At 41.3% G+C, this 26,989-nt stretch carries 38 protein-coding genes; 6 read left to right on the top strand and 32 right to left on the bottom strand.

Annotation, left to right across the window (positions count from 1 at the left end; translation table 11 throughout):
* Position 1: 1 nt before the first annotated feature.
* From EKM67_RS03865 to EKM67_RS04000, 30 genes are all read right to left on the bottom strand, one after another.
* The gene (locus EKM67_RS03865; RefSeq protein WP_125577457.1) at positions 2–469 is read right to left on the bottom strand and encodes a hypothetical protein; all 468 of its coding nucleotides are present in this window, start codon (positions 467–469) and stop codon (positions 2–4) included.
* A gap of 63 nt (positions 470–532) precedes the next feature.
* Positions 533–997, bottom strand: a complete 465-nt coding sequence (locus EKM67_RS03870) for a phage tail tube protein (protein ID WP_125577460.1) — start codon at positions 995–997, stop codon at positions 533–535.
* Between the two features lie 14 nt (positions 998–1,011).
* Positions 1,012–1,404 (bottom strand): phage tail terminator protein, encoded by a 393-nt coding sequence (locus EKM67_RS03875; protein WP_125577462.1) that lies wholly within the window; start codon positions 1,402–1,404, stop codon positions 1,012–1,014.
* Positions 1,404–1,739 carry a minor capsid protein gene (locus tag EKM67_RS03880; RefSeq protein ID WP_125577464.1) on the bottom strand — a complete coding sequence of 112 codons (336 nt, stop codon included), beginning with the start codon at positions 1,737–1,739 and terminating at the stop codon, positions 1,404–1,406. Before EKM67_RS03880 ends, EKM67_RS03875 begins: the two co-directional genes overlap by 1 nt.
* A complete protein-coding gene (locus EKM67_RS03885; RefSeq protein WP_125577466.1) occupies positions 1,739–2,089 on the bottom strand; it encodes a putative minor capsid protein in 351 nt (116 codons plus the stop codon). The genes EKM67_RS03880 and EKM67_RS03885 overlap by 1 nt, the downstream gene beginning before the upstream one ends.
* The gene (locus EKM67_RS03890; protein ID WP_125577468.1) at positions 2,086–2,490 is read right to left on the bottom strand and encodes a head-tail connector protein; all 405 of its coding nucleotides are present in this window, start codon (positions 2,488–2,490) and stop codon (positions 2,086–2,088) included. Before EKM67_RS03890 ends, EKM67_RS03885 begins: the two co-directional genes overlap by 4 nt.
* 156 nt (positions 2,491–2,646) lie before the next feature.
* Entirely contained in the window at positions 2,647–3,513 is an 867-nt protein-coding gene (locus EKM67_RS03895) for a N4-gp56 family major capsid protein (protein WP_125577470.1), read from the bottom strand.
* A gap of 19 nt (positions 3,514–3,532) precedes the next feature.
* On the bottom strand, positions 3,533–4,111 hold the full coding sequence (locus EKM67_RS03900) for a phage scaffolding protein (protein ID WP_125577472.1): 579 nt from the start codon (positions 4,109–4,111) through the stop codon (positions 3,533–3,535).
* A gap of 237 nt (positions 4,112–4,348) precedes the next feature.
* A complete protein-coding gene (locus EKM67_RS03905) occupies positions 4,349–4,528 on the bottom strand; it encodes a hypothetical protein (RefSeq protein ID WP_125577474.1) in 180 nt (59 codons plus the stop codon).
* 1 nt (position 4,529) lies between these two features.
* Entirely contained in the window at positions 4,530–4,682 is a 153-nt protein-coding gene (locus EKM67_RS10755; RefSeq protein WP_164506552.1) for a hypothetical protein, read from the bottom strand.
* A gap of 132 nt (positions 4,683–4,814) precedes the next feature.
* Positions 4,815–6,026, bottom strand: coding sequence for a phage minor capsid protein (locus tag EKM67_RS03910; protein WP_125577476.1), 1,212 nt, complete (start codon positions 6,024–6,026; stop codon positions 4,815–4,817).
* A gap of 4 nt (positions 6,027–6,030) precedes the next feature.
* Positions 6,031–7,488, bottom strand: a complete 1,458-nt coding sequence (locus EKM67_RS03915) for a phage portal protein (protein WP_125577477.1) — start codon at positions 7,486–7,488, stop codon at positions 6,031–6,033.
* Between the two features lie 54 nt (positions 7,489–7,542).
* Positions 7,543–8,877 (bottom strand): PBSX family phage terminase large subunit, encoded by a 1,335-nt coding sequence (locus EKM67_RS03920; protein ID WP_125577539.1) that lies wholly within the window; start codon positions 8,875–8,877, stop codon positions 7,543–7,545.
* Positions 8,858–9,352: a terminase small subunit gene (locus tag EKM67_RS03925; protein ID WP_125577479.1), complete on the bottom strand. Its 495-nt coding sequence runs from the start codon at positions 9,350–9,352 to the stop codon at positions 8,858–8,860. Before EKM67_RS03925 ends, EKM67_RS03920 begins: the two co-directional genes overlap by 20 nt.
* 337 nt (positions 9,353–9,689) lie before the next feature.
* Entirely contained in the window at positions 9,690–10,106 is a 417-nt protein-coding gene (locus tag EKM67_RS03930; protein ID WP_164506553.1) for an ArpU family phage packaging/lysis transcriptional regulator, read from the bottom strand.
* Between the two features lie 83 nt (positions 10,107–10,189).
* On the bottom strand, positions 10,190–10,648 hold the full coding sequence (locus tag EKM67_RS03935; protein WP_125577483.1) for a GcrA family cell cycle regulator: 459 nt from the start codon (positions 10,646–10,648) through the stop codon (positions 10,190–10,192).
* Between the two features lie 37 nt (positions 10,649–10,685).
* Entirely contained in the window at positions 10,686–11,099 is a 414-nt protein-coding gene (locus EKM67_RS03940; RefSeq protein WP_125577484.1) for a RusA family crossover junction endodeoxyribonuclease, read from the bottom strand.
* Positions 11,096–11,512, bottom strand: coding sequence for a YopX family protein (locus EKM67_RS03945; RefSeq protein WP_125577486.1), 417 nt, complete (start codon positions 11,510–11,512; stop codon positions 11,096–11,098). The genes EKM67_RS03940 and EKM67_RS03945 overlap by 4 nt, the downstream gene beginning before the upstream one ends.
* Complete coding sequence (locus tag EKM67_RS03950; RefSeq protein ID WP_125577488.1) at positions 11,509–11,871, bottom strand: YopX family protein; 363 nt, start codon at positions 11,869–11,871, stop codon at positions 11,509–11,511. The genes EKM67_RS03945 and EKM67_RS03950 overlap by 4 nt, the downstream gene beginning before the upstream one ends.
* Positions 11,871–12,194: a DUF1642 domain-containing protein gene (locus EKM67_RS03955; RefSeq protein WP_125577490.1), complete on the bottom strand. Its 324-nt coding sequence runs from the start codon at positions 12,192–12,194 to the stop codon at positions 11,871–11,873. The genes EKM67_RS03950 and EKM67_RS03955 overlap by 1 nt, the downstream gene beginning before the upstream one ends.
* Positions 12,184–12,405, bottom strand: coding sequence for a hypothetical protein (locus EKM67_RS03960; RefSeq protein ID WP_225417305.1), 222 nt, complete (start codon positions 12,403–12,405; stop codon positions 12,184–12,186). Before EKM67_RS03960 ends, EKM67_RS03955 begins: the two co-directional genes overlap by 11 nt.
* The gene (locus EKM67_RS03965) at positions 12,386–13,003 is read right to left on the bottom strand and encodes a DUF1642 domain-containing protein (protein ID WP_125577492.1); all 618 of its coding nucleotides are present in this window, start codon (positions 13,001–13,003) and stop codon (positions 12,386–12,388) included. Before EKM67_RS03965 ends, EKM67_RS03960 begins: the two co-directional genes overlap by 20 nt.
* A gap of 228 nt (positions 13,004–13,231) precedes the next feature.
* Entirely contained in the window at positions 13,232–14,197 is a 966-nt protein-coding gene (locus EKM67_RS03970; RefSeq protein WP_125577494.1) for a DnaD domain-containing protein, read from the bottom strand.
* 13 nt (positions 14,198–14,210) lie between these two features.
* The gene (locus EKM67_RS03975; protein WP_125577496.1) at positions 14,211–14,924 is read right to left on the bottom strand and encodes an MBL fold metallo-hydrolase; all 714 of its coding nucleotides are present in this window, start codon (positions 14,922–14,924) and stop codon (positions 14,211–14,213) included.
* Entirely contained in the window at positions 14,924–15,988 is a 1,065-nt protein-coding gene (locus EKM67_RS03980) for a hypothetical protein (RefSeq protein WP_125577498.1), read from the bottom strand. Before EKM67_RS03980 ends, EKM67_RS03975 begins: the two co-directional genes overlap by 1 nt.
* A gap of 1 nt (position 15,989) precedes the next feature.
* Entirely contained in the window at positions 15,990–17,924 is a 1,935-nt protein-coding gene (locus EKM67_RS03985) for an AAA family ATPase (RefSeq protein ID WP_125577500.1), read from the bottom strand.
* 220 nt (positions 17,925–18,144) lie between these two features.
* The gene (locus tag EKM67_RS03990; protein ID WP_125577501.1) at positions 18,145–18,423 is read right to left on the bottom strand and encodes a hypothetical protein; all 279 of its coding nucleotides are present in this window, start codon (positions 18,421–18,423) and stop codon (positions 18,145–18,147) included.
* Positions 18,424–18,439: 16 nt separating this feature from the next.
* Positions 18,440–18,901: a hypothetical protein gene (locus EKM67_RS03995; protein WP_125577503.1), complete on the bottom strand. Its 462-nt coding sequence runs from the start codon at positions 18,899–18,901 to the stop codon at positions 18,440–18,442.
* Positions 18,902–18,973: 72 nt separating this feature from the next.
* On the bottom strand, positions 18,974–19,135 hold the full coding sequence (locus EKM67_RS10760; protein WP_164506554.1) for a hypothetical protein: 162 nt from the start codon (positions 19,133–19,135) through the stop codon (positions 18,974–18,976).
* A gap of 39 nt (positions 19,136–19,174) precedes the next feature.
* Complete coding sequence (locus EKM67_RS04000) at positions 19,175–19,372, bottom strand: helix-turn-helix domain-containing protein (RefSeq protein ID WP_225417306.1); 198 nt, start codon at positions 19,370–19,372, stop codon at positions 19,175–19,177.
* 167 nt (positions 19,373–19,539) lie between these two features.
* Here EKM67_RS04000 and EKM67_RS04005 point away from each other — a divergent pair, with 167 nt between their 5' ends.
* From EKM67_RS04005 to EKM67_RS04030, 6 genes are all read left to right on the top strand, one after another.
* Positions 19,540–19,923: a helix-turn-helix domain-containing protein gene (locus EKM67_RS04005; protein ID WP_125577507.1), complete on the top strand. Its 384-nt coding sequence runs from the start codon at positions 19,540–19,542 to the stop codon at positions 19,921–19,923.
* Positions 19,924–19,929: 6 nt separating this feature from the next.
* Positions 19,930–20,385 (top strand): ImmA/IrrE family metallo-endopeptidase, encoded by a 456-nt coding sequence (locus tag EKM67_RS04010; RefSeq protein ID WP_125577509.1) that lies wholly within the window; start codon positions 19,930–19,932, stop codon positions 20,383–20,385.
* 2 nt (positions 20,386–20,387) lie between these two features.
* Entirely contained in the window at positions 20,388–21,245 is an 858-nt protein-coding gene (locus tag EKM67_RS04015) for a hypothetical protein (RefSeq protein ID WP_125577511.1), read from the top strand.
* A gap of 124 nt (positions 21,246–21,369) precedes the next feature.
* Positions 21,370–21,984, top strand: coding sequence for a DUF4352 domain-containing protein (locus tag EKM67_RS04020; RefSeq protein WP_125577513.1), 615 nt, complete (start codon positions 21,370–21,372; stop codon positions 21,982–21,984).
* A gap of 78 nt (positions 21,985–22,062) precedes the next feature.
* Complete coding sequence (locus EKM67_RS04025; protein WP_125577515.1) at positions 22,063–22,311, top strand: hypothetical protein; 249 nt, start codon at positions 22,063–22,065, stop codon at positions 22,309–22,311.
* Between the two features lie 81 nt (positions 22,312–22,392).
* Positions 22,393–23,583 (top strand): site-specific integrase, encoded by a 1,191-nt coding sequence (locus EKM67_RS04030; protein ID WP_125577517.1) that lies wholly within the window; start codon positions 22,393–22,395, stop codon positions 23,581–23,583.
* Positions 23,584–23,720: 137 nt separating this feature from the next.
* Here the strand turns inward: EKM67_RS04030 and guaA are convergent, their stop codons facing one another.
* On the bottom strand, positions 23,721–25,274 hold the full coding sequence (gene guaA / locus EKM67_RS04035; RefSeq protein ID WP_125577519.1) for a glutamine-hydrolyzing GMP synthase: 1,554 nt from the start codon (positions 25,272–25,274) through the stop codon (positions 23,721–23,723).
* A 742-nt stretch (positions 25,275–26,016) separates the two neighbouring features.
* Complete coding sequence (gene coaA, locus EKM67_RS04040) at positions 26,017–26,943, bottom strand: type I pantothenate kinase (RefSeq protein ID WP_125577521.1); 927 nt, start codon at positions 26,941–26,943, stop codon at positions 26,017–26,019.
* Positions 26,944–26,989 lie beyond the last annotated feature (46 nt).

Here is a 26,989-nt window from a genome sequence, read left to right on the forward strand (position 1 = left end):
CCTACTTCTTGTTTCGGTTTTTGAGATACTTAATTTTTTTATTGGCTGATTTTTGTTTGATTTTTGCAAATTTTTGTTCGAGCTTGGCGCCGACATAATCGGAAACTTGTGTGTAGAGATCGAGCATATTCAAGAAGCTATTACCACCGCCTGCATTGGCGATCTCTTCATATTTGCCAACACCAAAATCATCGTCGAATCGGGTTTTGACCATTTCCGAAATGCCTTCGATCACTGTGCCAACATTCTCGTCTGAAAGCTCGTCATCACCGATTGTTTTTGCGTATTTATCCTGAATTTTCTGCAATTCCTTCTGCAATTCATCGTTATGTTTCTTAGCGTTTTGCAGAATGTTATCAGAAATATCGACTTTCAAAGTGAAATCGTGTGTCTTGTCAGGATCGTTCTTATCTCGGATACCAATCGGAATCAAAATATTACCGGAATCTACTATAATGCGTTCTGTCATGTTATTTTCCTCCAAAAAAATAAGAGACGACCGCTCTCAAGCTAGCCGTCTCTCTTATTATTTCTATGATTCAGGTGGTGTAGTTGCCTTTGTTATTGTTGGCGTCTTGGTATAGTCAAGATGGCCTTCAAACGCCTCATACTCTGTTGCGTCACCGCCACCGGCTTTGATTTCCATTGCCTTTGCGACGCCTGTTACCATGTCACCATTTGACTCAGTAATTCGGTGCCATAATTTACGACCATCATCAGTTGTGATCCGCCGCATGCCAGCAATCAACTGTTGTGCTTTGTCATCTGGGTCATAAGTACCACTGAAATTCCATTTTTCTGATCGACCATTTAAGACAGTTTCGGTGTTTCCGTCGCCATCGTAGAAACCTTGATCATCAGTATCCTCGTCTGAGTCGTCTTCGATGGTTTCGATAAAATGTGCCAATGGCAACCAAGCGTCTTCCGCTGGTTTAACATCATCACTTGTCCATGGCGCAATTTCGTGTTTACGAAGGGCATTCTTTTTACGTGCCAATATACTTCACTCTCCTATTTCTTTTTGTATGTGATTATTTGGGCGCTGAAATCAACGACCCAATAAAAAAAGCCCTGTTCATCTGCTTGAGATTGCGCGGGCTTACTAGTTATTGTTATTTCTTCAAAATCGTAACTGCCATCCAAGCTCGGGATTTCGTCTAATTCTTCAATGAAGTTGGATACCGCCCATAGTTGGTCACCAGCCTTATCTTGATCTTTGGATTTAATGACGTATTCATAATTGAGCTGTTGTTCTTTCATACCGTCCATAAATTCGGTGATAACTTGACCGCCAGGCATCGGATAAAATCCAGCTGATTCATCAGTTCCAACATTTCCAATCCTAGTTTTGATAGGCAGGTTTAGCTTTCTGATCTCGGCAACTAATCGTTCCGGGAAGTCCATTACATACCAGCCCCCTTAATAAATGCCTTAGTCCACTTACCCATGTAGGCTGACTTAGCTTTATCAGTCCACCGTGGTCCAGTTCCGGGAGTTGAATAGTGCCAACCACCAGGAGCTGTGAAGTGACGGTGTGCGTAAGGGGATATCCATTGAACATTCGAACCGTCGGAAGCAATTACCTGACTAGAACGCAAAGCTCCATGTTTCCGAGGAACAAAACGATTAGCGTCCATGCCAACTTGGTTAGCCATTGCAACTCGACCGCGGATAAATGCTTGGGCACTGATTTTTCGATCAAGCCTAACGGTATTCGTTATAATCTTAATTCCTGCCATCAGATCACCTTCAATTCAATTGACCATAAATTTGCCGATGTCGGTTCACTATATGGCGACCAATTTTTGACCAGGTAATCATGGCCATTAAACGTCAATTTTGCATCTAACCATGTGTCATCAATGTCGACTGGAAAATTACCAGTAAATTTGGCAAACAAAAAGACGGTCGCATTTGCAGTGATCGTCCGATCGTTACCAGTTCCCGTAAATTCCTTAGTCATATCCACTCTGACGCGATTGTAGGTGATTGGATCTGCGTAGATTGGTTTGTTCCAATTATCTTCATCGAGTTTCTTCGCTACCTCAACCGAATGGACCAACCAACGTGGATCAATTTGTAATGTCATAAGACATAATCAACTCCTCGATATAGCAGACCGGTTTTTGCCAAGATAGAATACACCTCATCAGCAATAACCGCGCTCAGACGTCCAGAATTACCGCTAGACGAGTTTTGACTGGAAACACTAATAGAAGTACTCCCAATCGATTGACTGGCGGGTTTGTTCTGTACGTCTGCCGTACCTGTGAGCTGAGTGAGCAGCATATATTCAATCTCTTTGGCAACAGCTTTTTTAAATTGCTTCGTGCGAAAAGAATTCATATCAGATTCAAGATTACGCACCTGATAGAAATTATCAGTGATTGCGTCAATAACATCGGCTGCACGAGCTTCTATTCTGTCAAAATCAGCGTCAGCAATTTCTGCGTAATGATAAGTTGCATAATCTCCTTGTGTTAAATACACTAACTATACACCTCTATTCTACGGGAACTAAGGCAAGTAAGTCAGCCTTCAATGTCACACCGGTATGATCGATGCTATGAGCATTTAACCACGCAGTAATTTCTGCAACAGTATTTGCTTCGGTTGGCTTAGAATCGCCATCATTCTCAGACGGCGTTATGCTTCCCCCGGTGTACCTCCAGTAGGTTTATTAACGACCAATGCACGAGTATCATCTTTAAGCCATACACCGTAATATTCGTCAACATTAACCTTTGTTGTTTTGAAATCAATATCGCGAGCAGTTTCGACTTGGACACCGCGCTTCATATTGATACCGAGAGCTCCAGGTTTTACCGCAAGAAAAGTACCAACTGGGACCTTACGAGAAGTCAGAATTTGCCAGCCAAAGATTTCACCAAGTGTGCCATTAACGAGAATTGTATCGCCTAATTCAGTAGCACGGGCAAAGTTGTTGGAAGCAGCTTTACGCAATTTGGAAAAGTCCTTTACATTCATGATTAATGTACCGTGAACTGGATTGGCATCTTCAACATTAAATTCACTTGTGTCATCTTCAAACGTTGCTTCGATAGCATCAATCAAATCAAGATCTGGTTCAGCGTGTGTCAAAGTCAGTCGAGCATTTAACAACGCCGTTAATGCATCACTGTCAACCTTAGAACCGATAGACAGAGATAATTGGTTTGCCGCTTCTGTCTTAGGATCACCCAATCCAGTTTGAACAGCGTAATCACTGATTTCTACCCCTTTACCAGCACGTTTGATGGTCGATTTGGTTGTGCCTGTTTGAAGCTTGGAATAGTCAATCTTCTCACCTTCTGCAAAATCGACTGCATCACCAATATATTTGAAATGTGGAACGGTGATCGTATCGCCGGGAACGCCGACGAGCGTATTGTCAACTGTTGCAAGTGGTGAGAATTTAATAGCCTTTGGAAGTCGTGCGGCAATCATTTGCGCCATGACCTCTGGAATTACTTGTGTAGATTTGTCTGTTGTTTCTGCATTAGGAAATGCCATATTAAATCATCCTTTCGATTTATTGTTCTGCGGTTTGCGCTGCCACAATGTCTGCGTAGCTTGCAGTTGCAGGATCAATTTTTGTTTTAGTGTCTGGGTTAGGGTTGCCCGGATTAACGATTTGTGGTGCTGTACCTGTAGTATCGCCTTGAAACAAGAAATCGTTATCCTTCTTGACGGCTTCCAATTGGTCATCAAGCCCGGATAACTGTCCCTTGTCGTTGAGCGTGATCTTATCGCTATTTAACAGAGCTTTGACTGCCTTAACGTTCTTAGCACCAGCTTGTGTCAATGCTAATTCAGTCTGGTAATCAACTTTAGTCTTTGTGAGATCAGATTGATAAGTTTCAGCGGCAGTCTTGTTATCCGCTTGAAGTTTCTCAATTTGAGCCTTAAGATCGTCATCATCTTTGTGGCCTTTCTTGATCGTATCAAGCTGGCCATTAACAGTTTCAAATTGAGTCTTAAAGCCATCGCGCTCACTAGTTAGCGTTGTGACTTGTTCCTTCAACGGATTAACTGCCTTGCCATAACTTGCCATAACACCTTTAACCTGTTCTTCGCTTAGTCCTAATCCTTTTAATTCTTCTGTATCCATATGCTTTTCCTCCTAAGCCGTTGTCAAGTGGGTCGGCTCCCACGTGGATTCGGGCACAAAAATAGACAGTTTTACGACTTATCTAGGTCGAATCATCAATTTAATTCAATGCGTTTTTGGTTTAAGCAGTAACAACGTCCAAAAAGATTGATTTGAAACCATGAAACGGCATACTTATTACCGTCTTCAATATATTTTGTGATGTAATGATGCATGATAGAACCCCCTTCTTAAATATTATTTTGTTGGCGCTAGGGCATATCCAACCGTTGACGTATTGTTAAACATTGCTGAGCGTTTGACACCGGTAGCTTTACCAACATACGAGAATGAAAATCCTGTTGTAGTTGGTTTAAAGTCCTCAACGTTATTGAAATAATAAGTTTGTCCGTTGTTTGTAAATACAATTAATTCCATTTTATTTTCCTCCCGATTTATGTTGTTTTGCTTTTTTGTAATCGTCCAACGTTACCTTTTTGATAGTTTTAATGGGATTTGAATCAGCATTCTTGTACGCTTCTCCTTCAACCTTGGCACGTTCGGCAATAGATAAAGGTTTATCCTTTTTCATTTCAATCGCTCCTTAATCTGGTCAGCAGTAAAGTGCTGTTTAACGCCATTTTCAAATAGAATATAGAGCCAAACAACCGAATAAGACCCGCTATCGTGCAATTCAGCCGAGACAACTTTGCCATCACCGTTTTTATTTGTAATCTTTAGAAATTACAGATTGTTTAGCGACTGGAGCAGACTTTTTAACTAATCGTTTGGTTGCTGACAACCCAAAACTATTCTCACGATTATAATCACGCACCAAAAAGTCGTGGTCGTCAACTATCTTCCGCAACGCTGACTGGTATTTTAGCTTTTGCAAACCAAACTTTGCTTTGCCGTCTTCGTCACCGAGTTGATCTGCTAGTTCTTCGTTCCGTTTAGATTCACGTACTTTACGTTCGAGTGCACGCTGTTTCTGTTGCCATTTATACTTTTCAACAGATTCTTTCGGATTAAATTGCTCTTGATCGTTGGTATTGGCTCCAGGAATATATGACCACTTAATATGTGAGCAGTTAATGCCAAATGTGCCACCAGGCTCACCATATCCGTGATTATCAAGTGGCTCAAACCACTCTCCTTCGGCTTTGAATCCTTCTCGGCGAGTAGTTACCAACTTTCCTTGAATAGGCGCGCACGCAGGACGACACGCAGCATGTGAGCTCATGACAAATGTATCAATTCCATTGTCGCTTGCAGCAGTATCTCGCACTACTTGAAACGCTCGATTAGTCGTTGTATCAATAACCGTGCGTGCATATCCTTCAAGTGACCACTGATGCCCGCCCTTATCAATCATGACGGGAGTTATACCCCGATTACGCCATTTATATATGGTGTCAGCCAAAGCTCTGTCAGGCGTCTTTAGACCGCTTAAAACGTCAGCCGTTGTTTCCTTGATTATCTGCTGATAAGTCTTTGCTACCGGACTATCCCCGAAATTAGTTGTCAGCAATGTCTGGTTGACGTTGTTATCGAGATCTAGCCTCGTTTGGTCAAGATATCCTTCGAGTACCTGATCGATTTGATTGTTCTCGACGACCTTTCCAGAGATACCACTGTCGATATTGGCAATCTCATCATTGTAAATTGCAACGCCACCATCAATAAACAGCTTATTGAGTTGCTTTTCAGACTGACCGCTTGCTTCTGATACTAATTTAATGGTGTCCTTATTGACGAGATGTAGCTCATTTAGCTTCTGCATCTGCCATTGCTGGACGTTATCACCAGTTAATCCCTTGGTTTTAAGCCGGTCGACAAACGCTTTAAATATATCTTGCTCTAAGCCTGAATAAATGTCCTGTATTTGAGCTGATGACATGGTTAATTGATGTGGATCAGCCGTTAATTTAACCATCTAATCATTCCTTCGTTGGGTCAACTGCAGGTGGCTCTTCTTGCGTCGTTGGCGTTGAGTTAATTGTTTCGTCATCAATCTCAGCAACCATTGCTTTGGCTGACTTCTCATCAAGACCGTTGATACGCATTAGCACACGATATTTTGGTGTTAATCCCGCTTGAAACAGCTTAATTAAGTAATCGGCTTGCGCATTCTTATCGACAAACACACCATCATCAAAATCAACGGTGATCTCGTCCATCGCTGGAATCTTGCCATGATATAAACCAACAGCGGAGGCCAACTCACAAATTGAAACGATGACTTCACGAATACCACGCTCAACTTGGCTCACTTGGCTATTTCTAGTCTGGTAAGTCATGCTATTTTCGCTGACGATTTCAGTGGCAGTCTTCAAACCGTCTTTATCGAACGAGAATGTGCCAGGTGAAAAACCAGTCTGAAATTCATACGTCTTGATGAAGTGGTTGATTGACTTGATATAGGCGTCTGCACGAATATCGGAGGTTAAATCCTTAATCCCAAAGTCGTCCATATTCATGCCTGGTATTTGTTTAAATACGGGGTCTTTTGGATCGAACACTTCTTTAATCGTGCCGTTGCGTTCGTCGGTCAAGGTCTGCAACATGCTATCAGGCACCGCAATACGTCGCTGACCAAACGCAATCTCCAAATGGAATTGGTCATAAGTATCATTGATCTGTTTCGCCGTTGACCGCGCATTGCTGTCGATTGCCAATCCTAACGGACTTGTGATATCTAGATTGTTAAACCCAGCAGGCTTGATATAAGTCACCATTGATTTGCTAAAGCCTTTTAGTACTGATTGTTCTTGTAGGTCAGGATAGAGAGTTGCCAATGGCACCTTAATGCCGACCATGCTATTAATCTCGGAGCGATATAGCTCGTTCGTAATCGTGTAATTTTTGCTATCACGCCACTCGTGGAATTCTAGTAGCGTGTAATAGACTTGTTTCTTGCCTTCTGATTTAGTGATTCGTGTGGCAATCGCAATATCGGAGATGTTGTTGCTGTTTGATCGTAATGGGTAGATGGTCGGTGCTTGTGCCCACGATAATTTAATAGTCTTGGCGGTGCTGTCGTAGTATGGCTTGATTGCCAACCCGCCAAGCGCGAACATAGATTCGAGATATTTTTCGAGGTTCTTTTCGAAGTCGTTGGCAGACAAGACACCGTTAACAAACTCTTTTGCAGTCTTATCTGCAACTTCAATCTTGGCTTTCTCATTGAACACAATACTGGCCATACGTCTAGCGGCCACTTGTTTCATGTTCAGTGCGACATATTCACGATTCCAGTCTTTGCCAGTCACACCGCGATATTCAACCGGTTTAAATCTGTTTTCATAGATATTAAGATCTCGTTGAATTCGATCATAATCTTCTTGCACAACACTGATTTTGGGATGATCAGTAATATTGGTTAGACTTGCTACCATACCTAATTTGGCACCACCTTTCCTGAATAAGTTTTTTAATCGCTCAAACACCCGTTACACCACCTTTCGAGTTGCCGTGAGCTTGAGTAACCTAGCATTGTCGATTGCAAAATATTTTAAAGCATCGACTGTATGATCGTTTTCCTTGATGACTTTGGGATTGTCACTATTAACAGTCTTCTCGTCCCATTGATATTGTTTGTGCTCAGAAATAAAAATCTGATTGTCTTCATTGTCGAGATATGAAAAGCGACCCTGTGCGAGTAAATCTTGCACAAAGTCGACCATATCTGCTTCTTTTAATTTGTTGACTGGATTCCACCTGATACCAAAGTCAGCCATATATTGATTTCTAAGCGCACCTTCAGCACTATCGATCGTGCGATTAATGATTGGCACGTGCTTAAATTGCTTGCTCGTCCTGAGTACAAATGCATTGATGTCCTTCGATAACTCGCTAGGAGCCTTTTTGAGCGACCTGCCAGCTGGACTGTAATAGTAAGTGTCAATCAAAATCACATCACCTCTAGCCGTCACTGCAAGGCACAGACAAGTGGTTGCTGATTGCTGATGACCTGCATCGACTGCATACGCCAAACCGACAATGCGGTCATCATCAGGCAGCTCATCAATGGGCTTGAATAGATCAAGATTATAAACATTGGTTCCAAGCCCGATCACCTCACCCAGGTACAGATAACGGTAATAGTCATAGTCATTCTTTTTATATTTCTCAATTAATTCAAGCTGTTGCTTAGTCGTGATATTCAGCTTGTCATCAAGATAAGTTGAATGATCAACCAAGTAATCAGGGTCACCCGCTAAGCTGTCTACCCACTCGTTAATCCACGAATAAGGATTCTTTGGCGGGTTATAGCTGTAAAACACGTCAACTTGATCAACATAAGGTGACTTCTGTCTGATAAATGTTGGATTGGTCTGGTCAAATACTTCGGCTGACTTAAAGTTAGCCGCTTCTTCATACCACAAAGCAATCACATCACGTACCGTGTTAGATTTAAGCTTCTCAGGCTTATCACCGCCATAGAAGTAGAAAGATGACTTAGTACGATTATGCGTGATCTTCATTGGAGACACGTTAAATGTAAAGTCATCTGTCATATGGAGCATATCTAACGCCCAACCAATCTGCGCATAAACACTATCACGCAGGTTATTAGTATTCTCACGTACAATCACCACATTAACTTTATGGTTTTGCTGAATGTGCTTCTTCATCATCGTGACTAGTTTCAAACTGATTGTAGATGATTTGAATGAACCACGTCCGCCTTTAGCAATGATATATGGCTTCTTGGTACGCCATAGTTTGTAGAAGTGAGGATTAATCATTGATGTGAGTTTGATTTTATTCATCTTGGATGTCATCAATGATCACCGTCCCATCGCTATCATTTGATTCAGTAAGCAGCTTAGCTTTATATGCGGCGATATCCGCTTCTGCGTTAGCACGTCTGACTTGAGCTTCGGTCAACTTATCAGATTCTGGATAACGTTTAAGTATTTCACGAACAGCACTGATTCTCGTTTTGAAATCGGCTTCCTTTTTAACTTCTTCGAAACCAACCGGTGTACCTACAACTACTGTCTCTTTTACCTCACCACGAGCAATGCTACTCAATAACTCAATTGCTTCTTTCGCTCCCATGATTTTTTGAGATTCAATCTTATTCATGCACTCTTCGATGTAAGATTTAACGTCAGGTTTAGTCAGGTTTTCTTGACCGATTGACTTAGCTGTCTTTTTACTGTAACCAGCGACAATAGCAGATTGTGTTGCATTACCACTCTTGATATATTCATCTGCGAACTTTCGTTGTTTCGGTGTTAATTTACGGATCACATAGATCACCACATCCCCTAAACTATTATTGTTATGTACAAAAAAACTCACATCACTGTGAGTGTAATTGTCGTTGCCCTGTTATTGTCTATTGTCTGTCATTCTCTGAAGGAGTTGGCAACGAATAACGTGCGGTGGAGTCGAACCACCGATCAACTACCGAGCCACGACCGATTCTAAAGACGTTGAGTTGCGTCTGCACCTAATAACAGCGCCGTATTTTCCGATACTACTGGTTGTTTTGCGCCACCTTGTTCTTATCGATAATACCAATATATCACGTTATCTGTGCTATGTTACTGAGAGAAAGCCGAACGTTCGCTACCAATCGCCGAGTTCACTTGTATACAATCAATTTACCGTTCGGATAAGCTTCAGCAAACTCTATCAACCCCTTTCGTTTAAGATAGTCGATCGATTCTTCGGAGTAACCGACTAACTTTTGTGATATGTCATAATACGATAATTGAGGCTCGCATAAATACGAATAATAAATGACCCAATAGCTAGTTTTATCAAGAAATTGCATAGCTTGCTGAACGTTATGAATGATTTGTTCTGCGTCAATGTGATTAACTATCTTGTCTTCTATACGATTATCATAACTAGGCGACTTCGGCATACCATCGATAGTCGGCGATTTAATATCAGTCAACTTGACGCCAGCCATGCGTGAGTATCTGCGATAATTCGATAATAATTCCCTAGCCAATTCTCTACTTGCTCGCTCATCAATTTCTGGTAATAAGCCCACCACGTCAGCACCCCTTATGGTATAATTAGTTGTTGAGTAATTACCTGAGGCTGCCAGAGATGGTGGCTTTTTTATTTTTCCAACTAACCCACCTCCGTTTCATTCCAATGTCCAAATTCAATTGTCCATCCGTTCTTTTTCAGCCAATGAAACTGCTGTTCTTTACTTGCATTGTTCCAATTTCCAGCTATTCGAGCAGCGCTTCTAATATTTCTGGCATAATGAACAGATTTCTTGCGAGTTATCTTGATTGTGTATTGTTTATGATCTGTCAATCCCATTCTTGCTAGATAGTTTTGAACAGTAGACCTTGAAATTCCCATATCTTGAGCTATCTGTTCACCAGTCAAACCTTTATCCCAGTAATTTTGCAGCTCTTCGGCTCTTTTTACCGGTCTTTTGTCTGCAGTAGTGTAATTATCTAATTGGTGGTGGTGATTATATTTCTTTCGCAGCGATCGTAATTCTTCTTCGGGTATTTCTTTAATCGTTGGATATTGTCTTTCCAACGGATAGTAATGTTCTAGAAACTCAGTCGTCATCGTCAACGCTCCTCAACAATTGCTTACTTGGACTTTTTTATTGTTCTAATTCTTCAACTTCGATTTCAACACGTGGTTCATTCGAATAGAATTTTCTTATTTGCGATTCAACGATCAGCGCGTCATCAACCCACACGATTCCGGTCAATGGATCAGTAACGGCCTTGAAATAATTATCGATGTCACCCTTGATTATCGGCCTGATTTGCCCACTTGATTTCATCAATTTTAGCTTCTTTGAGCCACTTTGCTGAATAGGTCGGTAAATGGTCACGTCACACTTCAAAGCTCCTGAAAGTGGCTGAGAATGCCACTGCTGAGTTGCCTGCGCTCTAACCAACTGTTTATACGCTTTGGACTTAGGCGGATCATACGTTGTTGTGAACTTGCCACGGTTGGCAAACCTAGGGCGACCTTGGGGAATTGGTTCTCCATTAATGATCAACTTCATTGAGTGTCACCAATTAAACCGCCGTACTCATAAATATTCCCGATGACCTCGCACGTCTCAACACCACTTTGAAAAATGGTTGCAAGTGCATTTGCATCATAATTCCATGCTGCCGGTATGCCTTCCAAATCAAACGCTGGGTAGTCTTCATCGTCAAACCATTTTACGGTTGCTACATATGATTCACCGTCTTCTCCTGTTGTGACTCTCAGAATATCTGACTCGTAGATTTCCCGTCCGTTCTTGTCGTGTAGTCCAGTGAATTGCATGATCTCGATATCATTGTATGGATATTCGCCACCATAGCCTCTGACACCTTCGACGTGTCCACTGTCATCAATAGTTATACTTGTTGGAACATCCATGTGTCGCTGTGATTTGCTCCACACTCTGAACTTAATCTCTCGTTTCATTTATCTTCCTCCAACATTTCAGGGTTTTCATAGATATTACCGATTACCGTGGCATATTGCCATTCATCTAGTGGGTACTCATCGCCGTCACTAAGTACATAAAACTGACCTTGCTCATAATAGACAGATCCAACGTCATCATCATCTTGCAAAATGTCGCCTTCATAGGTGTCCTCAAGACCCGTGTACTGTAACAGTTCAACTTTATCGTGCTCAACTTCCCATGTTTCGCTGTGTCTATTAACAATTACATTGACGCTTGACGGTGTACCTTGTGTGTCACCCATTTGAATAGCTGTTACATATTTCGCCATTTGCTTGGCACGCCCGTTCCATGCTCTGAACTTAATTGTTCTCATTAATCTTCCTCCACGGTATATCCGTCTAGCCATGCACGGGCAAATATATCTTGTCGCTGTGTCCGAATAGAACGTAAACCATTATCATTAAACCACCTGTCGATTTTTGAATCTCCTTGAAAATCAAACAACGCAACCCAAAGCGAGTAATTACGGTTTTTACAATGCTCTATCCAGTCTGCAACGGCTCGTGGAATCACCGGCAGATCATCTGGCAAGGCGGCGTCATAACGTTGCATGTATTGCTTATATATTTCATCATTAAGTCCGGCGCATTCATCTGCAAATTCTTCGAACACGTCCTGCTTCGTCTCATTGCTCATCGTCAGTCACCTCATATGGGTTCATTTCTTCCTCGTCATAATAAACATTTCTGGCAACCATTTCTGCCTCCTGCTCGCTTTTGAAATGATAAAGTGGGTCATCAAACATTGCTGCGAAGTCCCCAATGACGACTTTTTGACGGCCTGCTAACTTATCAAAGTAATAGTCGGTGACGCCTGCTTCCTCGCCTTTAACAACCCATACCATCATCAGTTACCTCTTCCCGTTCGCAATCTTGCAAACCAAACTTAGTAATTTCTGCATCAGTAAATTCATATAGTGGCTTGTATTTGTCATATGCAGTCTCATATGACGTGACTGGTGATGGAACGACTGGCGTTTCAAGCTTAGCCATACGAGTTGATGTATCGCCACGTTTGTTATAAACAAATTTCTTGTTTGTTCCAGATACATAGACTAAACTTACTGGCTCTTTCTCAACCGTGTAGCCGTAGCGCCATGCGTCAGCTAACTTAATAATCGCATTGGTGCTATCAACATAATAATGATTACTAGCTCTAGCAATACTTACACTATCATCAATGACATTCCCAATATATAAGTCAAAATCTTGAATAGCGTAATCTGCTTTGGCAATATCCAGCTCTTCTCCGACTTCTTTTGGTAAAGTTACTTTTTTATAAATGGGTTCGTCTAATTCAATCGCAAGAAGATAGCTGTTGCGAAGTGCGTTTAGCACACCGTCATAATAAGCTTTCATAACGGATCCATTGGCCGCGCGAACATGCACATCTTGAGCTTCTTTGCTATTCTTGGTTAGTACATCAATCAGTTCTTGCTTATCCATTTTTCTTCCCCTTCCAACTTGTCATAAGGTGCTGTGTTTCATGTCCGTAGCAGCGACAGCAAACGGGAAGTCCAAAGTACCCGTTATCAGTTGTCTGCTCTCGTGAAGTATAGGTGTCGTAATAGGGCATTAATTTCCCACAGCTAGCACAGTTAATTTCTTCTAGCCAATTATATGAATAGACCAGAATACGCCAGTCGGGGTGCTGTGCTTTAATTTCTGATATTGTCATGTTGTTTTTGCCTTCTGTTCGTTAGCCTGTTTAAGCGCTGCTAACTTTTCTGCTATTGAAGCTTTTTGCTCAGGTGTCGTTTTTTGAGTGTCATCTGGCTTATTTTCAGGCTGAACAACGTCCTTAAACCACGACGGAGTGACGCCAGTTTTCTTTTGCGGTCGTTTATTCCGAACGCTATTTTCATGACTGACGTCCTCAGCTTTGACCTGATCCAAAGTTTTTACGTTTGCTGTTTTCCAGTTCTTCATGATTCCTTGCGCGTAGCGGAAGCCTTTCTGGTCTAGTGCAGCACGTCTCATTGCTTCTTTTAGCATTTCAGCATTGCCATCAAAATCAGCAAGTGAATATTCAAGTTCTTGCGCAATCGTCGGGTTGATCACACCGAAGTTTTGTTGGTAAAATTGCGACAATTCCGCTAGCACATCAGCAGGCGCATCTTTTTCTGGTTCTGCTGTTGATGCTGTTGATGGTTCTGGTGATGATGTTGGTGATGGTTCTGGTTGCAATACCGTATCTATACCATATTGATACCCTATCGATACGGTATTTTTTTTAGGTTCTTTAGTCCGAATAGGGTATTGATACGATAAACACTTCCTGATGACTTCTGATTCAAATTCAAGTGTTTTTACTTCTTTTAGCTCTTTGTCAATTACAGGTGCAACTTTAGGTGACCTGGCAGAATTATATTTCAGCCAATTAACAATCATGATCTCGTTGGTTTTTGGGTTGAAAACAACTTTTCCATCGTCCTGAAACTTCTGTAACGCTGTTTTAAGCGACTCTTGACTGATTCCTGTTTCAAAGGTGGCATAACGCCAGGAAAAATCATAAACTCCACATTGGGTCGTCCTGTCATTAGTCAACAGATAGAGCCATAGGCTCTTGTCGGCTAAAGACAGACCACCTATCCAGTCATCTTTCCAGATTGTGGTGTGTATCTGTCTGTATATTGCCAATCACGGGCACCTCCTATTTAGCGATATAAACTGGCACGCCAGTCAATTCTTGTACCTTGTGTTGGAATAGTTCAGGGTCACCGTTAGTCTTGCTGATATGGATCAACAGGACGTCTCTAAGCGTCAGTGACATGTTAGCTTTGATAAATGATAATGAATTATCCATTTCAAAATGTGATGTCAGTATTCGCTTTTCTAATGACCGATTCAATACGCCGTCAGTTGTGTTTTTAGCTGCGATCTCGGCTGAATAATTCATCTCGACCATCATTCTAGTTATGCCCTTAAATTTATATTTAACGTAGTATGTGTCAGTTACATAAATCAGCTTGTCACCACCACTCTCAATCAAAAAGCCGACCGGTTCAGCAGCATCATGCTCAACACTGAATGGTGTTACCTTCCAGTCACCTATCACGGTATCAACAAGTGGTTTAACAGCTTTGATACGATAGTTATATGAATCATCGATGTTGAGTACGCCTGCTGTCCCCGAAGTCATATAGATGTTTGAGTTTGTATGCTGCAAAAACTGATTCAGGTATTTAGAGTGATCACCGTGCTCATGGGAGATCAGCACTCCAGTCACGCGTGTAAAATCAAATCCCATCTTTGGCGCAACTTTTTTATACGGAATACCGGTCTCAATCAACAATTGAGAGGTACCGTTATCCAGACAGTAGCAATTTCCGGAACTGCCTGAGCCAAATACTGTTATGCCAATCATCAGAATGGAACCTCGACTGTTTTAGTTTCCGTTTCAATACTTTCAGGCGCTTCATCTGGTTGAGTTTCGCCTGATTCTGTTGGCGATTGTTCTTCTACTTCCTCAGGGCGTTCAATCACTGCTTCTGACGCGTCTTCTAGTGAAGATTGGTTGGCAGTTGCTAACTTAGCCCGTTCAAAATCTTCTTGATTGGCACTGTCTGTGACGTCCTTGCGCATGTCTTCAATGTCTGTTCTCTCAGCCTCTTGATATTTGAGTGCCAAGAACCCAGTTGAGAAATCCTTTGGAATCTTTTTGACAATGTTATTTCTGATTTTACGTATGATCATTGATTCGCGTGCTTGAGGGGAAGACCATGCTCCTGAAATTTTTCCAAGTGTAACTAACTCTTTACTGTCTAAGATTTCATCAAGCGTCATATCAGCCGTTTTTTCCATGAACTGCTGTTTAGCACCGCTCTTGTCCCACATTAAGTTTTGGCTCACATGTGCTAGCAGGTTTTTCTTGACGTCTTCGCGTTCGCCGATTTTATAATCGATCGTTCCATCTTGATACTCTAGTGGATAAACAACATGTAAAACCTTGCCAACACCAGATTCGGACCACGCTGGTGGCTCAACAGTCAGTCCCTTATGCTTTGGATAATCAAACTCATCATTCTCACGGACGACCCAGTATGGATAGACGTTTTTGATGTTGCGACCAAACCGATCCAGTAAAGCATCGTTACCGTCGCCTTCAATATTCATTTCGATAATCTTATGCTGCGACCCATTTTTATCTTTTTTGTTGCGAACAATGAAGTAGACTTCGCGTGGATCCGCACTTGCGTTGAGTTGTAATGCAGCGACAGTCAATAGAATTTGTGTTAGATTACCTTGCTCAACTTGACCAATCGTCAAGCCTTCGTTTGCAACCACTTCGTTGATTGATGAAATTGCAGAAAGCACAACTTGATTCTGATACTCCGTCATTTCAATGCCGTTGTTATGCAGTTGTTCTGCAATCATTGGTGCATACGTGTTATTAATTTTAGCTAAGCTTGTTTCAAATGTTTTTTCCATGTTAAGCCACCACTTTCATCTTTTTGTCGGTTGAAACGATTAAACTAATTTGCTGAGATTTTGTCTTGATCAACTCGTTAACTGATTCGGCGTTGTCGACGAAAATTGGCACATTGACGCCATAATAATCAGTTAGGGTATTAATGATATCCAGTCCTGCATTGATGCGTGCAGCGTTGTTCAGGTCGCTAAATGGCACACCATCAACAGTTGCTTCACAGGTTTCTTTTAACTCACCATTTTTTTGATTTTCGAATAGTTTAAAGCTGACCATCTGGAACATAGTGTTTAACTTGTCTTCGATTACGTTAACTTTGGCCCGGGTGAATTGATCAATGAGATAGGCTTGTTTTTCAAGCTCAGAGAACTTCTGCTTCAATGCTTTATCTTGGTCTTCCAGTTCGGTGATACGCTTGCGCTGTTCACGTGCTGCATGCTTATCACGAAGAACAGACTCGATATTGTCAATATCATGACGGTAACCTGCTATTTCAGCTTCGAGCTTTTCAATTTCGTCACTATTATTTTGGGCGTCATCTGGTTTGGCTCTTAGTTCAGCAATTTCATTAATAATCTGAGTGTAGATTTCAGTTGATTGGAAATCGCCAAAGCCATTTTCTTGGCTCTCAAGCTCAGCCTTAAGCTTCTTGTAGTGTGATTGTGTAGTAGCCGCCTTGACCATTTCGCTTTTAACGTCTAATTGTAGTTTTGAGACTTGATCAGTTAATTCTGCAATCTTATCTTTGCTAAATTCTTGCCCCACTTTTGCAATCTGTGCGAGCTTGACTGATTTTTGTTGATTAAATTTCTCTTTTGATTCCTCAACTTTATCCGGCGGTAAATTTTGACCACAAGTCGGGCACTGCTCAGCATGTTCGTCAAACGTCTGATTATCTGCTTCAACATATTGACTAGCTAATTCAGAGTGGCGTACTTTTGTATCAGACAGCTCGTTGGTAACCCGTTTAAGCTTATCTTGTATTTCTTGCAGTGATCGTTGTGCACTGCGATATTCGTCCTCTGCGGTATTGATATCTTTCCTCAAAGACGACATTTGAAGATTTTTGCCACCAAGAAATTCCGATTCACGTTTAGAAAGTTTTACGTTTAGACCAGCAATCTTTTGCTGAGTTTCAATACCAGAAGTATCTTGCTGGAGCATTGATGCTTTAGCTTTACGGTCAGTGATTTCAGCCTCGTAAGTCGACTTCATCTCATTCAGTTCTTTATCGCTGGTTTTGATGGTTTCAGGAATTGCACGTGTTGCTTCGTCGATTCTTGCAGGTAAGGCATCAATATCTTTTTTGATTTGGCTCTTTTGAGCACTGATACGTTTGTGCTGATCCTCGACAGAACTGTTATCTAAAATAGTGACCAGCTCTGACAATTCTGGGTGGTCAGCTAAGACTGACTGATCATCAATATCTGGAATAAGATTCATCAAGATTGACCGCTGGACGTCCCATTTCAGATTGGTAAACGCTGCTGGATTCGTAAGCGTTTTGAAGGAATCCATATCGATCAGACTGTTGATGTAGTCTTCATATTCCTTGACCTTTTGTGGCACATCGTCGATATAGAGAACTGTTTTATCTGGCTTCCGGACTTTTTCGAGTTTACCGGCCGGCTTCGTCCACACTTCGGTGAGCACGCGTTTTAAAGTGATACTCTTGTCATCAACAGCAATGGTTGCAACAACTTCTGGCTCAAGGCCAAGCACCTCGTCGCCATTTTCATCAAGTGGTTTGACGTTGAATTGTTTTGATTCCTCAGAATTTTTTCCAAAAAGTAGCCACGTAAACGCGTCAAATATAGTAGTTTTACCAGTTGCGTTCATGCCATAGATCTGACTATCATTACCTTTTGGCACCAACGTGAAATCTCGAATGCCTTTAAAATTATGAACAGACAGTGATTCAAGCGTTATTACAGTCATTTCATTTACCTACCTTTTCTGATATAATTACCGTATAAATGTTTTACTTTGTTACTGACTTCTGCGTACTCCAATACGCGGGAGTCTTTTTTGTTTTAATAAAGTGCATGTGTAACCACCTCGCTAGCAATTACCAACACAGGAACGATAATCAGCATGATAACGAACAGATCGCCCCAGATGTCGTCTGGTAGTGCAAAGTAATTTCGAATAAATTTGATCATTCCCAATCACCTTCTTGATGTTTTCTTCTCCATTTGCGAACATCTTCAGGAATGTATCGATGGTGGTTTCCCGTGAGGACAAATGGCATCCCCAGATCTTCCAATTTTTCAATCTGGCTAACATCACATCCGAGTACCATCTTTGCAATTTGTTTCTTATTCATTTCTGGTTCTATTTTTTTGGGTATTGTGTCAAGTGCTGATGGTAATAGTGTGATTACAGCCGCAGCAATCTTTTTAACGTCATCATTACTCAATTCAACCGATGCCTGCATTAATTTTCGCCTCCCATCAAATTATCAAATCCCAGTCTTCCATGACCGCAGCCAACAAGCTGTTCTCTTCTTCAATTTCTTCGCTTAATTCTTTGGCGTAATGGACGATTTTTTTACGATCGTCTTGCGTGCGGTCTTCCTTACGTTTGCCCATTAGGAGCGTGAAATCGTGGTCTAAATCTTGCCGATCGTGTTCTTCTTTAGCTTGGCTAAAAAATCTGGCGTACGGTGTATCTTCAACCCGCTTGATCGAATAAGTCTTAACACCCGTTAAATATTCCGCAACCGCAAGGCTGAAACGATAATCATTAAGCAGTCTCATTGATCCAAGCAACATCTTGTCTGGAATATTATCACGTAGCGTCCAGTTGGTGACAGCGCCCTTGGTAACATGTAATGATGTCGCTAGTAACGTCTGTGTCCAATTGCTTCGATTTAGCGCATCCTTCAATTCTTGATTGATATCTATTTCTTTCAAAATATTCACCTCCTTTCAGTATTCGTGTACGTTTGCGGTTGAATGTAAACGTTGTTTTCCGGTACCATATAGTCAACAGTTGCTTGACAATATTTCATCAGCTTCACGATCAGCCATGCTGTTTAGAATTACCCAGTTGGCTTTGAGCTGTTTTTCGCTCTTACGCTCCCATGTTGATCTGCGAGTATCCGGACGCCATTCCATGATGTCTTCGATCATTTCTTCTCGTGTCATGCGATCACCTCCCTAACATTGATATAGTTTATTCGATGTTTAATTACTCGAATCGCGTACGTCAACTCCAAAAAAAATGGTCCATTTAACATTTAACTTTTCCGACAATTCAGCGGCCTTACGCACATTGGGTGTTCTTTTACCTTGTTCATAAGAAGCGTAAGTCGTTACCGGAATATTAAGAAATTCGGCCATGTCGTTTTGAGTAAACTTATTTTGTTTACGTATATCCTTCAACCATTTTCTCACAATATCACCTCCGATACGCATTTAGTATTGGTATGTTTATATAATAACGCGTTATGAGTATATAGTCAACAATTAATTACTCATTTTGAGTATTTTCTTTTGTTGTATTTAAACCACACAAATTGTGTAGTAGTATCATATCTGGAGGGAAAAATATGTTTGCAGAACGCCTCAAAGAACTACGAAAAAATAAACGTGAAACTCAAGTCGAGACGGCAAAACGTCTTGGATTTGCTCCCACAACTCTTGCTTCATATGAACAAGGTAAAAGACAACCTGATCAAGAAACCCTTGTTGCAATAGCTAATTATTTCAATGTAACCGTTGATTATCTTCTTGGTATTAATAACACGCCCAAAGATGCAACCAACCAGGAAACTAAGGACTTACATCGAATACTCGATCAAGGCCAGCTAACTTACCGTGAAGAACCAGTCTCAGATGAAGCTCAGGAAGCCGTTAAAAGTCTTCTTGAAGGCTACTACTGGCGCAAAGGACGCAATCGAGTTCAACACGACAAAAAAGACGATAAGGAGTGATCGCCCATGGCGTTATACGAAACGCTTGACGAATTCCTTATCGACACTGATAAACTGTCCGGACAAGATCCAGAAACGATATGCGAATCATTAGGCATCGACATCTGCTATACAGACAAATTACCAGACGCTTATCTTGGGCTTTCTGATCCAATCCAAAAAGCTATCTTCATCAACGAAAAAGTCAGCGAACCTTTTTCTAACTTTCTAGTTGCTCACGAGCTGACGCACAACGTCCTTGGCGACGTCCCTGCAGCCTATCTGGACAGTAGCTATGTAACTTACTTGAAGGTGGAGAACGAAGCCAACAGCGGAGCAATTAGCCTACTGATTAGGTACTATATGAATTCGACGGGTATTGAGATTCGTGATTTTAACATTATTAATTTCCTAGATAATTTCGAGATTCCATATACTTATTATTTTATGGTTCAAGATGTCGTTGAAAAAGTGGAGGAATAACAATGGGGTTAATTTCTTTTTTGTTCGGTAATAAAAAGCCTGAAGATAAATCTAAAGATAATCCTGTAGAAAAGGTTGACTATTTTGAGAAAAATAGAGAAATTGATGCCAAAATGACAATCAATAACTATCCTATGGCAGAGATTAATCCGAACGCAATCTATCCTTGGTCCGATAATGTTGTTTATAATGGCGAGGTGACAATCGGCAACATTATCATGCTTTGGTGGCTGGATAAATATTGGAATAGAAATAGAGCCATTCCATTATATTTTGAAAGAAACTATGTTAAAGACTTTGGAGCGGAACGACAACGGCTATTAACACTCGGTTATATCGAACCGTCTGGACAACTAACTGAACTAGGCAAGATTGCTTTATCAGAAAATTTTAAATTCATTGAAAAACACCGCAACAACTGGCACACGCCCGAAGAGAACGCCAAAAACAATGAGTTGTACCATGAACGGATAGAAAATTATGCCAAGCAAGACGAAGTTTTGGGAATGGCTGACGACGCCAAAAAATTACGGCAAGAAATAACAGAAGAAAAGGCATACGACAAAATTAGTAGGCCTTATTTTGCGGCAGAGAAATTGGGTAAACAAGGTGAACCTGAAAAGTCTATAGGAATACTCATTCCCCTATTGCTCAAGGCTAAAGGCAAAAATCGCTTTTTACGCGCCCTGATTACTGAACGCATTGCAATTGATTCGCGTAAACTTAAACAATATAGTCAAGAAATCAATGTGTTGGAGTCATATATCAATACCGAAATGGGTCAATATCGATACGATGAATATAAAGAAAAATTCCTAAAACGAATCACTAAAGCACAACAACTTCAAAATAAAAAATGAAATAATATCAAGTAAATTGTATTGAAGAAACAGCAAATAAAAAAGCCTCCGCTGGCACAGAGACTTAAGTATTACTTATTACAAAATAAATTATACCAGATAACTGGTATGGGAGGAATATATTATGGCAAAGAAACAAATCACAGGGGACGATGGCAAAACCTATACGGTAAAGGAGAAGAAACCTTTCTACAAACGTGTATGGTTCTGGATTTTAGTTGTGATTGTGGTAGCAATCGTTGGATCACAAATGGGCGGCAACGATGATAGTGATGCTAAAGATTCATCTGAAAAAACTACGGAGACTAAAAAATCAAGTTCTTCTAAAAAATCAGAAGCAGAATTAAAAGATTCATACAAAGTTGGAGAAACTGCTACTTACAAGGGTTATTCATTTAAAGTAAATAGCGTTAAATTCTGGGACGGTGACGATATGGACACGCCAGATAGTGGAAAACAGTATGTAATTGTTAATGTAACAATTACTAATAAAAGCGCTGAAAAGCAAGATTATAACCCATATGATTTTAAGTTGAATGCTGATGGCAACTCAACTGACCTTAACGAAATTCTCATCAATGAAGAATACAATAAGGATACTTTAAATAGTGGAACGCTTGATAAAGATGCCACCGTTACTGGAAATATGGTAGGTCAAGCTAAGAAAGATGCCAAATTGAAATTACAATATCAAACATCTTTTTGGAATGATAAAACCGTTGATGTAACTCTAAACTAATCAACGTCCCCACTCTGGTGACGATCCGAGTTCGATTCTCGGATGGGGATTAAACAAATAAACATTGGAGGCACCAGCATGGATAGCGATAATATACTGAGAATAGATAGGCAATATGGCAATGAATTTATGACTTATGAACAACTAATCAACAGATTGCGAAAAGATTTAGACAACCCTGGATTCTTCGCCTTTGATTTGATGATTCCACATAATGAAGGAGAATATCAAACGTCGTTAAAAGATATGAAGGTGATAAATAAATTACTAAGACGTGGAACCGATAATGTGATCAACATCGATAGTTTTCGCAAGCACCGTGCCTAATGGCTTATTTTTTTAATTTCAAAAAGAACATACGTTTGTATTATTCTGCAATATGTACACAAATTAGGAGATTTGATCATTATGAGAAATTGGACGCCAGTTAAGAACCACCCGAATATCTATGAGTATCAGACAGCCAAGGGCAAACGATACGGCGTTAGACGTGGATTTAAAAATAGTTTAGGAAAAGCCGACGAGTTCACAAAATCAGGATTAAAGACTTGGCGTGACGCAGACATCATTTTGAAAAGGTTTGAGGCTGATTTAGCCACGGGTAACATCGGCGCAATTACATCACAAAAAGTTACAGTTGATCAGTACTGGCAACGAATGAGTTCCCGTAAAATTAAGTTGAAAATATGGAAGGAATCCACTCGCAAAAACTCAACCAATTTCTATAAGGGCTACCTTAAACCTGTTTTTGGTAATACCTATTTAAGCGACGTTACTCGGTCAAGTTTTCAGTCGTTTCTGGACGGCTTGGCGATAAAAAATCTGGCAAAATCAACCATAAGAACAATCACTTCAGTTATGCTTGCAATCATGAACAACGCAGAATATGAAGACGTTATACCTAAGAATAAACTAAAAGGCATGCTGATTCAGGGGCGTGCAGCCAAAGATCTGACGATCCAAACAACAGACTATGAAAAATGGATTGATACAGCTGAGAATATTCTCGATAAGTATATGCTGTCATTGGTCTATATCGGTTGTCTTGGTGAACGTCGTGGTGAATTGATGGGATTAAGAACAAGCTCGTTCAAATTCGAGACCGATAAAAATACCGGTGAAGAAAGGTGCGCGATCAAAATAGACTTGCAACGCACTGCTGACGAATTGAACGGAACAACGCTTAAAACACAAAGCTCGTATCGCACACTGTGGGTTACTGGTGAAATTATCAAGAACATCAGGTACGCAATCACAACGTCTGACAATATCAGAGAGAGGAATAACATCAACGCTAATGATCATTGGCTCTGGCTGAACGAAAAAGGTAGTCCACTGCACCCTTATTACGCCAATAAATTAACCAAGCGTATCAACGACGCATCAGACATGCAAATAACACCTCATATGCTGCGACACTATTTTGCGACCAAGGGCATGGCGTCGACTTCTGCTGATATAGAAGTTATGCATTGGTTGGGACACAGAAATTTGCAAATGACCGCCGATTACACTCGGCCAACTGCATTTGAATCACTTGAATTGTATTCCAATGTTGGCAAGGATTTACACGATTTTGACGGTACAAAACACAAATAAAATCTTGTACCGTCAACGGTACCGTATAAGCATCAAATTATATCAATTTGTATCGTACTTATAAAACAAAAAAAGCCAATCAAATCAGCATTTTAAGCTGATACAGATTGACTGAAACAGATACAATATTTAAAACTTCATTCCCATTCGATCGTGCTTGGTGGCTTGCTCGTGATATCATACACGACGCGATTAACGTGTGCGACTTCGTTGACAATTCGCACCGAGATCTTCTGGAGAACATCCCATGGAATCTGTGCGAAGTCGGCGGTCATGCCATCGATCGAAGTGACCGCGCGAATGCCGACGGTGTAATCGTACGTGCGACCGTCACCCATGACACCGACGGATTTGAAGCCTGGTAAAACCGTAAAGTATTGCCAAACTTCTCTTTCGAGACCAGCGTTTTTAATTTCTTCGCGAAGAATTAAATCACTGTCGCGGACAATTTCCAATTTATCTTCGGTAATTGCACCGATAACCCGAATTCCAAGGCCAGGACCTGGGAATGGTTGACGCCAAACGAGATCACTAGGCATGCCCAATTTTTCGCCGAGATCACGCACTTCATCTTTAAATAAAGTCCGCAGTGGTTCGATCAATTGGAAATGGATATCCTTGGGCAAGCCGCCGACATTATGATGTGACTTGATTGTCTGCGCGGTGCTAGTACCACTCTCGATTACATCGGTATACAAGGTTCCCTGTGCGAGAAAATCGATACCATCGAGTTTTGTGGCTTCGTCATTAAAGACCTGAATAAATTCATTGCCGATAATTTTCCGCTTCTGTTCGGGATCACTGACGCCTTCAAGCTTGTTCATGAAACGTGCCTTGGCATCCACCTTAATAATATTGAGGCCGAATTTACCCTCGAGGCTCGCCATGACTTGATCAGCTTCACCCTTGCGCAACAAACCGTGATCGACGAAAATACTCGTCAACTGATCGCCGATTGCCTCATGGAGCAAGACACCGACAACACTCGAATCGACACCGCCGGATAAACCGAGCAATACTTTTTTATCACCGACAGTGGCACGGATCTTCTCGATTTGTTGATCGATAAAATCAGTCATCGACCAATTAGCTTCGGCGTTGGCAACGTCAAAAGTAAAGTGACGTAAAATATCATTCCCATATTCTGTATTTCGAACTTCGGCATGGAATTGAATACCGTACATTTTCTTCTCATCATTAGCAAAAGAAGAAATCGGCGCATTTTTACTCGTGGCAACGACGTGGAAACCGGCTGGTAATTCACGCACTAAATCGCCGTGACTCATCCAGACCGTTTGCTCAGTTGGCAACCCCTTGAAAAGCGGTGTCTCTGGATCCGTCACAGTAATATCTGCCTTGCCATACTCACGATTGTTGGCAGGTTCAACCCTGCCATTCATCTTGTATGCCAATAACTGCATGCCGTAACAAATGCCCAAGATCGGAATGCCCAACGTTAAAATTTCGGGATCCACATTAAAGGCGCCCTCATCATAAACACTCATTGGTCCGCCAGAAAAAATAATTCCCTTAGGATTCATCTTCTTCACTTCAGCGGCCGTGATCGTGTTTGGTAGCAGTTCAGAATAAACGCCAAATTCGCGAATACGGCGAGTGATCAGCTGATTATATTGGCTCCCGTAATCGAGAACGATAATTTTGTCGACATCTTTCAAGTCGGCTTGCGCCATGTTTGTCACGCTCCTATTTTTTTGATTGAGTTCAGGTGGTTCATTCAGGTAGTTATCTTATTAATCATAACGATTTTTGGTGGGAATGTAAATATGTGCTACTTGGTTAAAAATCAATCTATATTTTAGGTGGATTTTGTGCGGTTTCGGCTAAATTTGTGGCGGCAACTGGGAAACTGCTGTGGGGACGGCTGCAGGATTTCCAAAGACCGGAAATTCTTCCGCCTGAAATGTGAGCTCCGAAAACCGTCGGAGCTCACATTTCCCCTTTCTGTAAACTCGTAAAGACCACTCGTTAACAGAAATACCACTGCAGTCCCAGTTCCCACCACAAATTTCGCCTAGTCTATTCAGAAGAGCTCGATAATATTTACCGCATGTCATTTGGTCCAAATTTGAAGTTTATCGCATAACATTCTTTGTTATTTAGAGCAAAGGCTACCTTGATAATCCAGTTTTCAGGAACCCATCAATTCAAATCCTACACTAAACATAATACGTTTAGGTCGAAAGTGCTGGGGCAGGCAGTCGTGGCAGTGACAACCATGTTGGCGGGATGGTTCTCCCCGCCTTACATGGTGGATCGATTCGAGACTTTCGCGAACTTCGAAAGGCTTGGAGCGGTCCCACAGCCACAGACCTGCCTGCCCCAGCACTTTCGACCGCAGGTAGATTATATTCCCCAAATCGGTCACATCTGACCGATTTCGCCCTAAATGTTTTGTCTTAAACCACAAAAACCCTAATATTTCCGCAAACCCACCGTGTCGATCAAATGACGATCCGTTTTATGCAGAATCAAATCCGCGCGGTTACGCGTTGGCAAGATATATTCGTCCAGGTTCTTCAAATTAACTTCACGCCAAACCTTATCCGCCATTTTCAACGCGTCATCACGATCCCCGATCGCATATTGATAATAATAATTATCCGGATCGGTAAACGCGGTGTCGAGCAAAACCTTGAATCGATCCAAATACCACGTCTCGATCAGATCAGGATCGGCATCCACATAAATCGAAAAGTCGAAATAATCACTCACATACAACTGCTGATTACTTGGCAATTGCAACACGTTAATTCCCTCGACGATCAAAATATCCGGTTGATCGACCACATCATAACCATTGGGGATAATGTCATAAATCTGGTGAGAATAACGCGGGACGTGAATTTGGGGCTTGCAACTTTTAACCTGATCTAAGAACGTCAGTAGGTGCTCCATATCGTAACTCTCGGGAAAACCCTTGCGTTTAAGGAGTCCTTGCCGTTTCAACTCGGCATTCGGATACAAAAAACCATCGGTCGTGATCAATTGTACCTTGTGATCGGTAAAAGAACGGCTCAGTAACAATTGCAATAAACGTGCCGTTGTACTTTTACCAACCGCCACACTTCCAGAAATGCCGATCAGAAATGGTGTTTGGTGCGGCTCATTATCCATGAAATCGGCTTTGTCGTGAACCAATTGTTGATAACGGCGCAAATAAATATGCAGCAAATGCCGCAAAGGCACGTAAATCTCCTGCACATCCTCTAGATTAATGCGGTCATTGAGAGCAGCTATTTGCGCCAACTCGTCAGCCGTGACCGTGTTCAATTGATTGCGCCCGTGGAAAGTCGCCCATTCTTGACGCGTAAAATAATTATAGTTATTCGGTAAATTCATGCTAATTAACTCCAAGATCGCTATTTTGAGAAAATTCCAAAATTAC

Source organism: Lapidilactobacillus mulanensis (assembly GCF_003946215.1).
GTDB classification, from domain to species: Bacteria; Bacillota; Bacilli; order Lactobacillales; family Lactobacillaceae; genus Lapidilactobacillus; species Lapidilactobacillus mulanensis.

What these genes read in the sequence shown, in the direction of transcription:
- EKM67_RS03940 (WP_125577484.1), bottom strand. Translation starts at nt 11,099, where the DNA reads ATGAAGTTGATCATTAATGGAGAACCAATTCCCCAAGGTCGCCCTAGG.
- EKM67_RS03960 (WP_225417305.1), bottom strand. Translation starts at nt 12,405, where the DNA reads ATGATGGTATGGGTTGTTAAAGGCGAGGAAGCAGGCGTCACCGACTAT.
- EKM67_RS03900 (WP_125577472.1), bottom strand. Translation starts at nt 4,111, where the DNA reads ATGGATACAGAAGAATTAAAAGGATTAGGACTAAGCGAAGAACAGGTT.
- coaA (WP_125577521.1), bottom strand. Translation starts at nt 26,943, where the DNA reads ATGAATTTACCGAATAACTATAATTATTTTACGCGTCAAGAATGGGCG.
- EKM67_RS03885 (WP_125577466.1), bottom strand. Translation starts at nt 2,089, where the DNA reads ATGACATTACAAATTGATCCACGTTGGTTGGTCCATTCGGTTGAGGTA.
- EKM67_RS03875 (WP_125577462.1), bottom strand. Translation starts at nt 1,404, where the DNA reads ATGGACTTCCCGGAACGATTAGTTGCCGAGATCAGAAAGCTAAACCTG.
- EKM67_RS03935 (WP_125577483.1), bottom strand. Translation starts at nt 10,648, where the DNA reads ATGACGACTGAGTTTCTAGAACATTACTATCCGTTGGAAAGACAATAT.
- EKM67_RS03955 (WP_125577490.1), bottom strand. Translation starts at nt 12,194, where the DNA reads ATGAGCAATGAGACGAAGCAGGACGTGTTCGAAGAATTTGCAGATGAA.
- guaA (WP_125577519.1), bottom strand. Translation starts at nt 25,274, where the DNA reads ATGGCGCAAGCCGACTTGAAAGATGTCGACAAAATTATCGTTCTCGAT.
- EKM67_RS10760 (WP_164506554.1), bottom strand. Translation starts at nt 19,135, where the DNA reads ATGACACGAGAAGAAATGATCGAAGACATCATGGAATGGCGTCCGGAT.
- EKM67_RS03905 (WP_125577474.1), bottom strand. Translation starts at nt 4,528, where the DNA reads ATGGAATTAATTGTATTTACAAACAACGGACAAACTTATTATTTCAAT.
- EKM67_RS03985 (WP_125577500.1), bottom strand. Translation starts at nt 17,924, where the DNA reads ATGACTGTAATAACGCTTGAATCACTGTCTGTTCATAATTTTAAAGGC.
- EKM67_RS03945 (WP_125577486.1), bottom strand. Translation starts at nt 11,512, where the DNA reads ATGAAACGAGAGATTAAGTTCAGAGTGTGGAGCAAATCACAGCGACAC.
- EKM67_RS03920 (WP_125577539.1), bottom strand. Translation starts at nt 8,877, where the DNA reads ATGACATCCAAGATGAATAAAATCAAACTCACATCAATGATTAATCCT.
- EKM67_RS04010 (WP_125577509.1), top strand. Translation starts at nt 19,930, where the DNA reads ATGGCGTTATACGAAACGCTTGACGAATTCCTTATCGACACTGATAAA.
- EKM67_RS04005 (WP_125577507.1), top strand. Translation starts at nt 19,540, where the DNA reads ATGTTTGCAGAACGCCTCAAAGAACTACGAAAAAATAAACGTGAAACT.
- EKM67_RS03975 (WP_125577496.1), bottom strand. Translation starts at nt 14,924, where the DNA reads ATGATTGGCATAACAGTATTTGGCTCAGGCAGTTCCGGAAATTGCTAC.
- EKM67_RS03990 (WP_125577501.1), bottom strand. Translation starts at nt 18,423, where the DNA reads ATGCAGGCATCGGTTGAATTGAGTAATGATGACGTTAAAAAGATTGCT.
- EKM67_RS03910 (WP_125577476.1), bottom strand. Translation starts at nt 6,026, where the DNA reads ATGGTTAAATTAACGGCTGATCCACATCAATTAACCATGTCATCAGCT.
- EKM67_RS03980 (WP_125577498.1), bottom strand. Translation starts at nt 15,988, where the DNA reads ATGGAAAAAACATTTGAAACAAGCTTAGCTAAAATTAATAACACGTAT.
- EKM67_RS04030 (WP_125577517.1), top strand. Translation starts at nt 22,393, where the DNA reads ATGAGAAATTGGACGCCAGTTAAGAACCACCCGAATATCTATGAGTAT.
- EKM67_RS03880 (WP_125577464.1), bottom strand. Translation starts at nt 1,739, where the DNA reads ATGGCAGGAATTAAGATTATAACGAATACCGTTAGGCTTGATCGAAAA.
- EKM67_RS03895 (WP_125577470.1), bottom strand. Translation starts at nt 3,513, where the DNA reads ATGGCATTTCCTAATGCAGAAACAACAGACAAATCTACACAAGTAATT.
- EKM67_RS03915 (WP_125577477.1), bottom strand. Translation starts at nt 7,488, where the DNA reads ATGGTAGCAAGTCTAACCAATATTACTGATCATCCCAAAATCAGTGTT.
- EKM67_RS04020 (WP_125577513.1), top strand. Translation starts at nt 21,370, where the DNA reads ATGGCAAAGAAACAAATCACAGGGGACGATGGCAAAACCTATACGGTA.
- EKM67_RS04015 (WP_125577511.1), top strand. Translation starts at nt 20,388, where the DNA reads ATGGGGTTAATTTCTTTTTTGTTCGGTAATAAAAAGCCTGAAGATAAA.
- EKM67_RS03965 (WP_125577492.1), bottom strand. Translation starts at nt 13,003, where the DNA reads ATGGATAAGCAAGAACTGATTGATGTACTAACCAAGAATAGCAAAGAA.
- EKM67_RS04025 (WP_125577515.1), top strand. Translation starts at nt 22,063, where the DNA reads ATGGATAGCGATAATATACTGAGAATAGATAGGCAATATGGCAATGAA.
- EKM67_RS10755 (WP_164506552.1), bottom strand. Translation starts at nt 4,682, where the DNA reads ATGAAAAAGGATAAACCTTTATCTATTGCCGAACGTGCCAAGGTTGAA.
- EKM67_RS03865 (WP_125577457.1), bottom strand. Translation starts at nt 469, where the DNA reads ATGACAGAACGCATTATAGTAGATTCCGGTAATATTTTGATTCCGATT.
- EKM67_RS03950 (WP_125577488.1), bottom strand. Translation starts at nt 11,871, where the DNA reads ATGAGAACAATTAAGTTCAGAGCATGGAACGGGCGTGCCAAGCAAATG.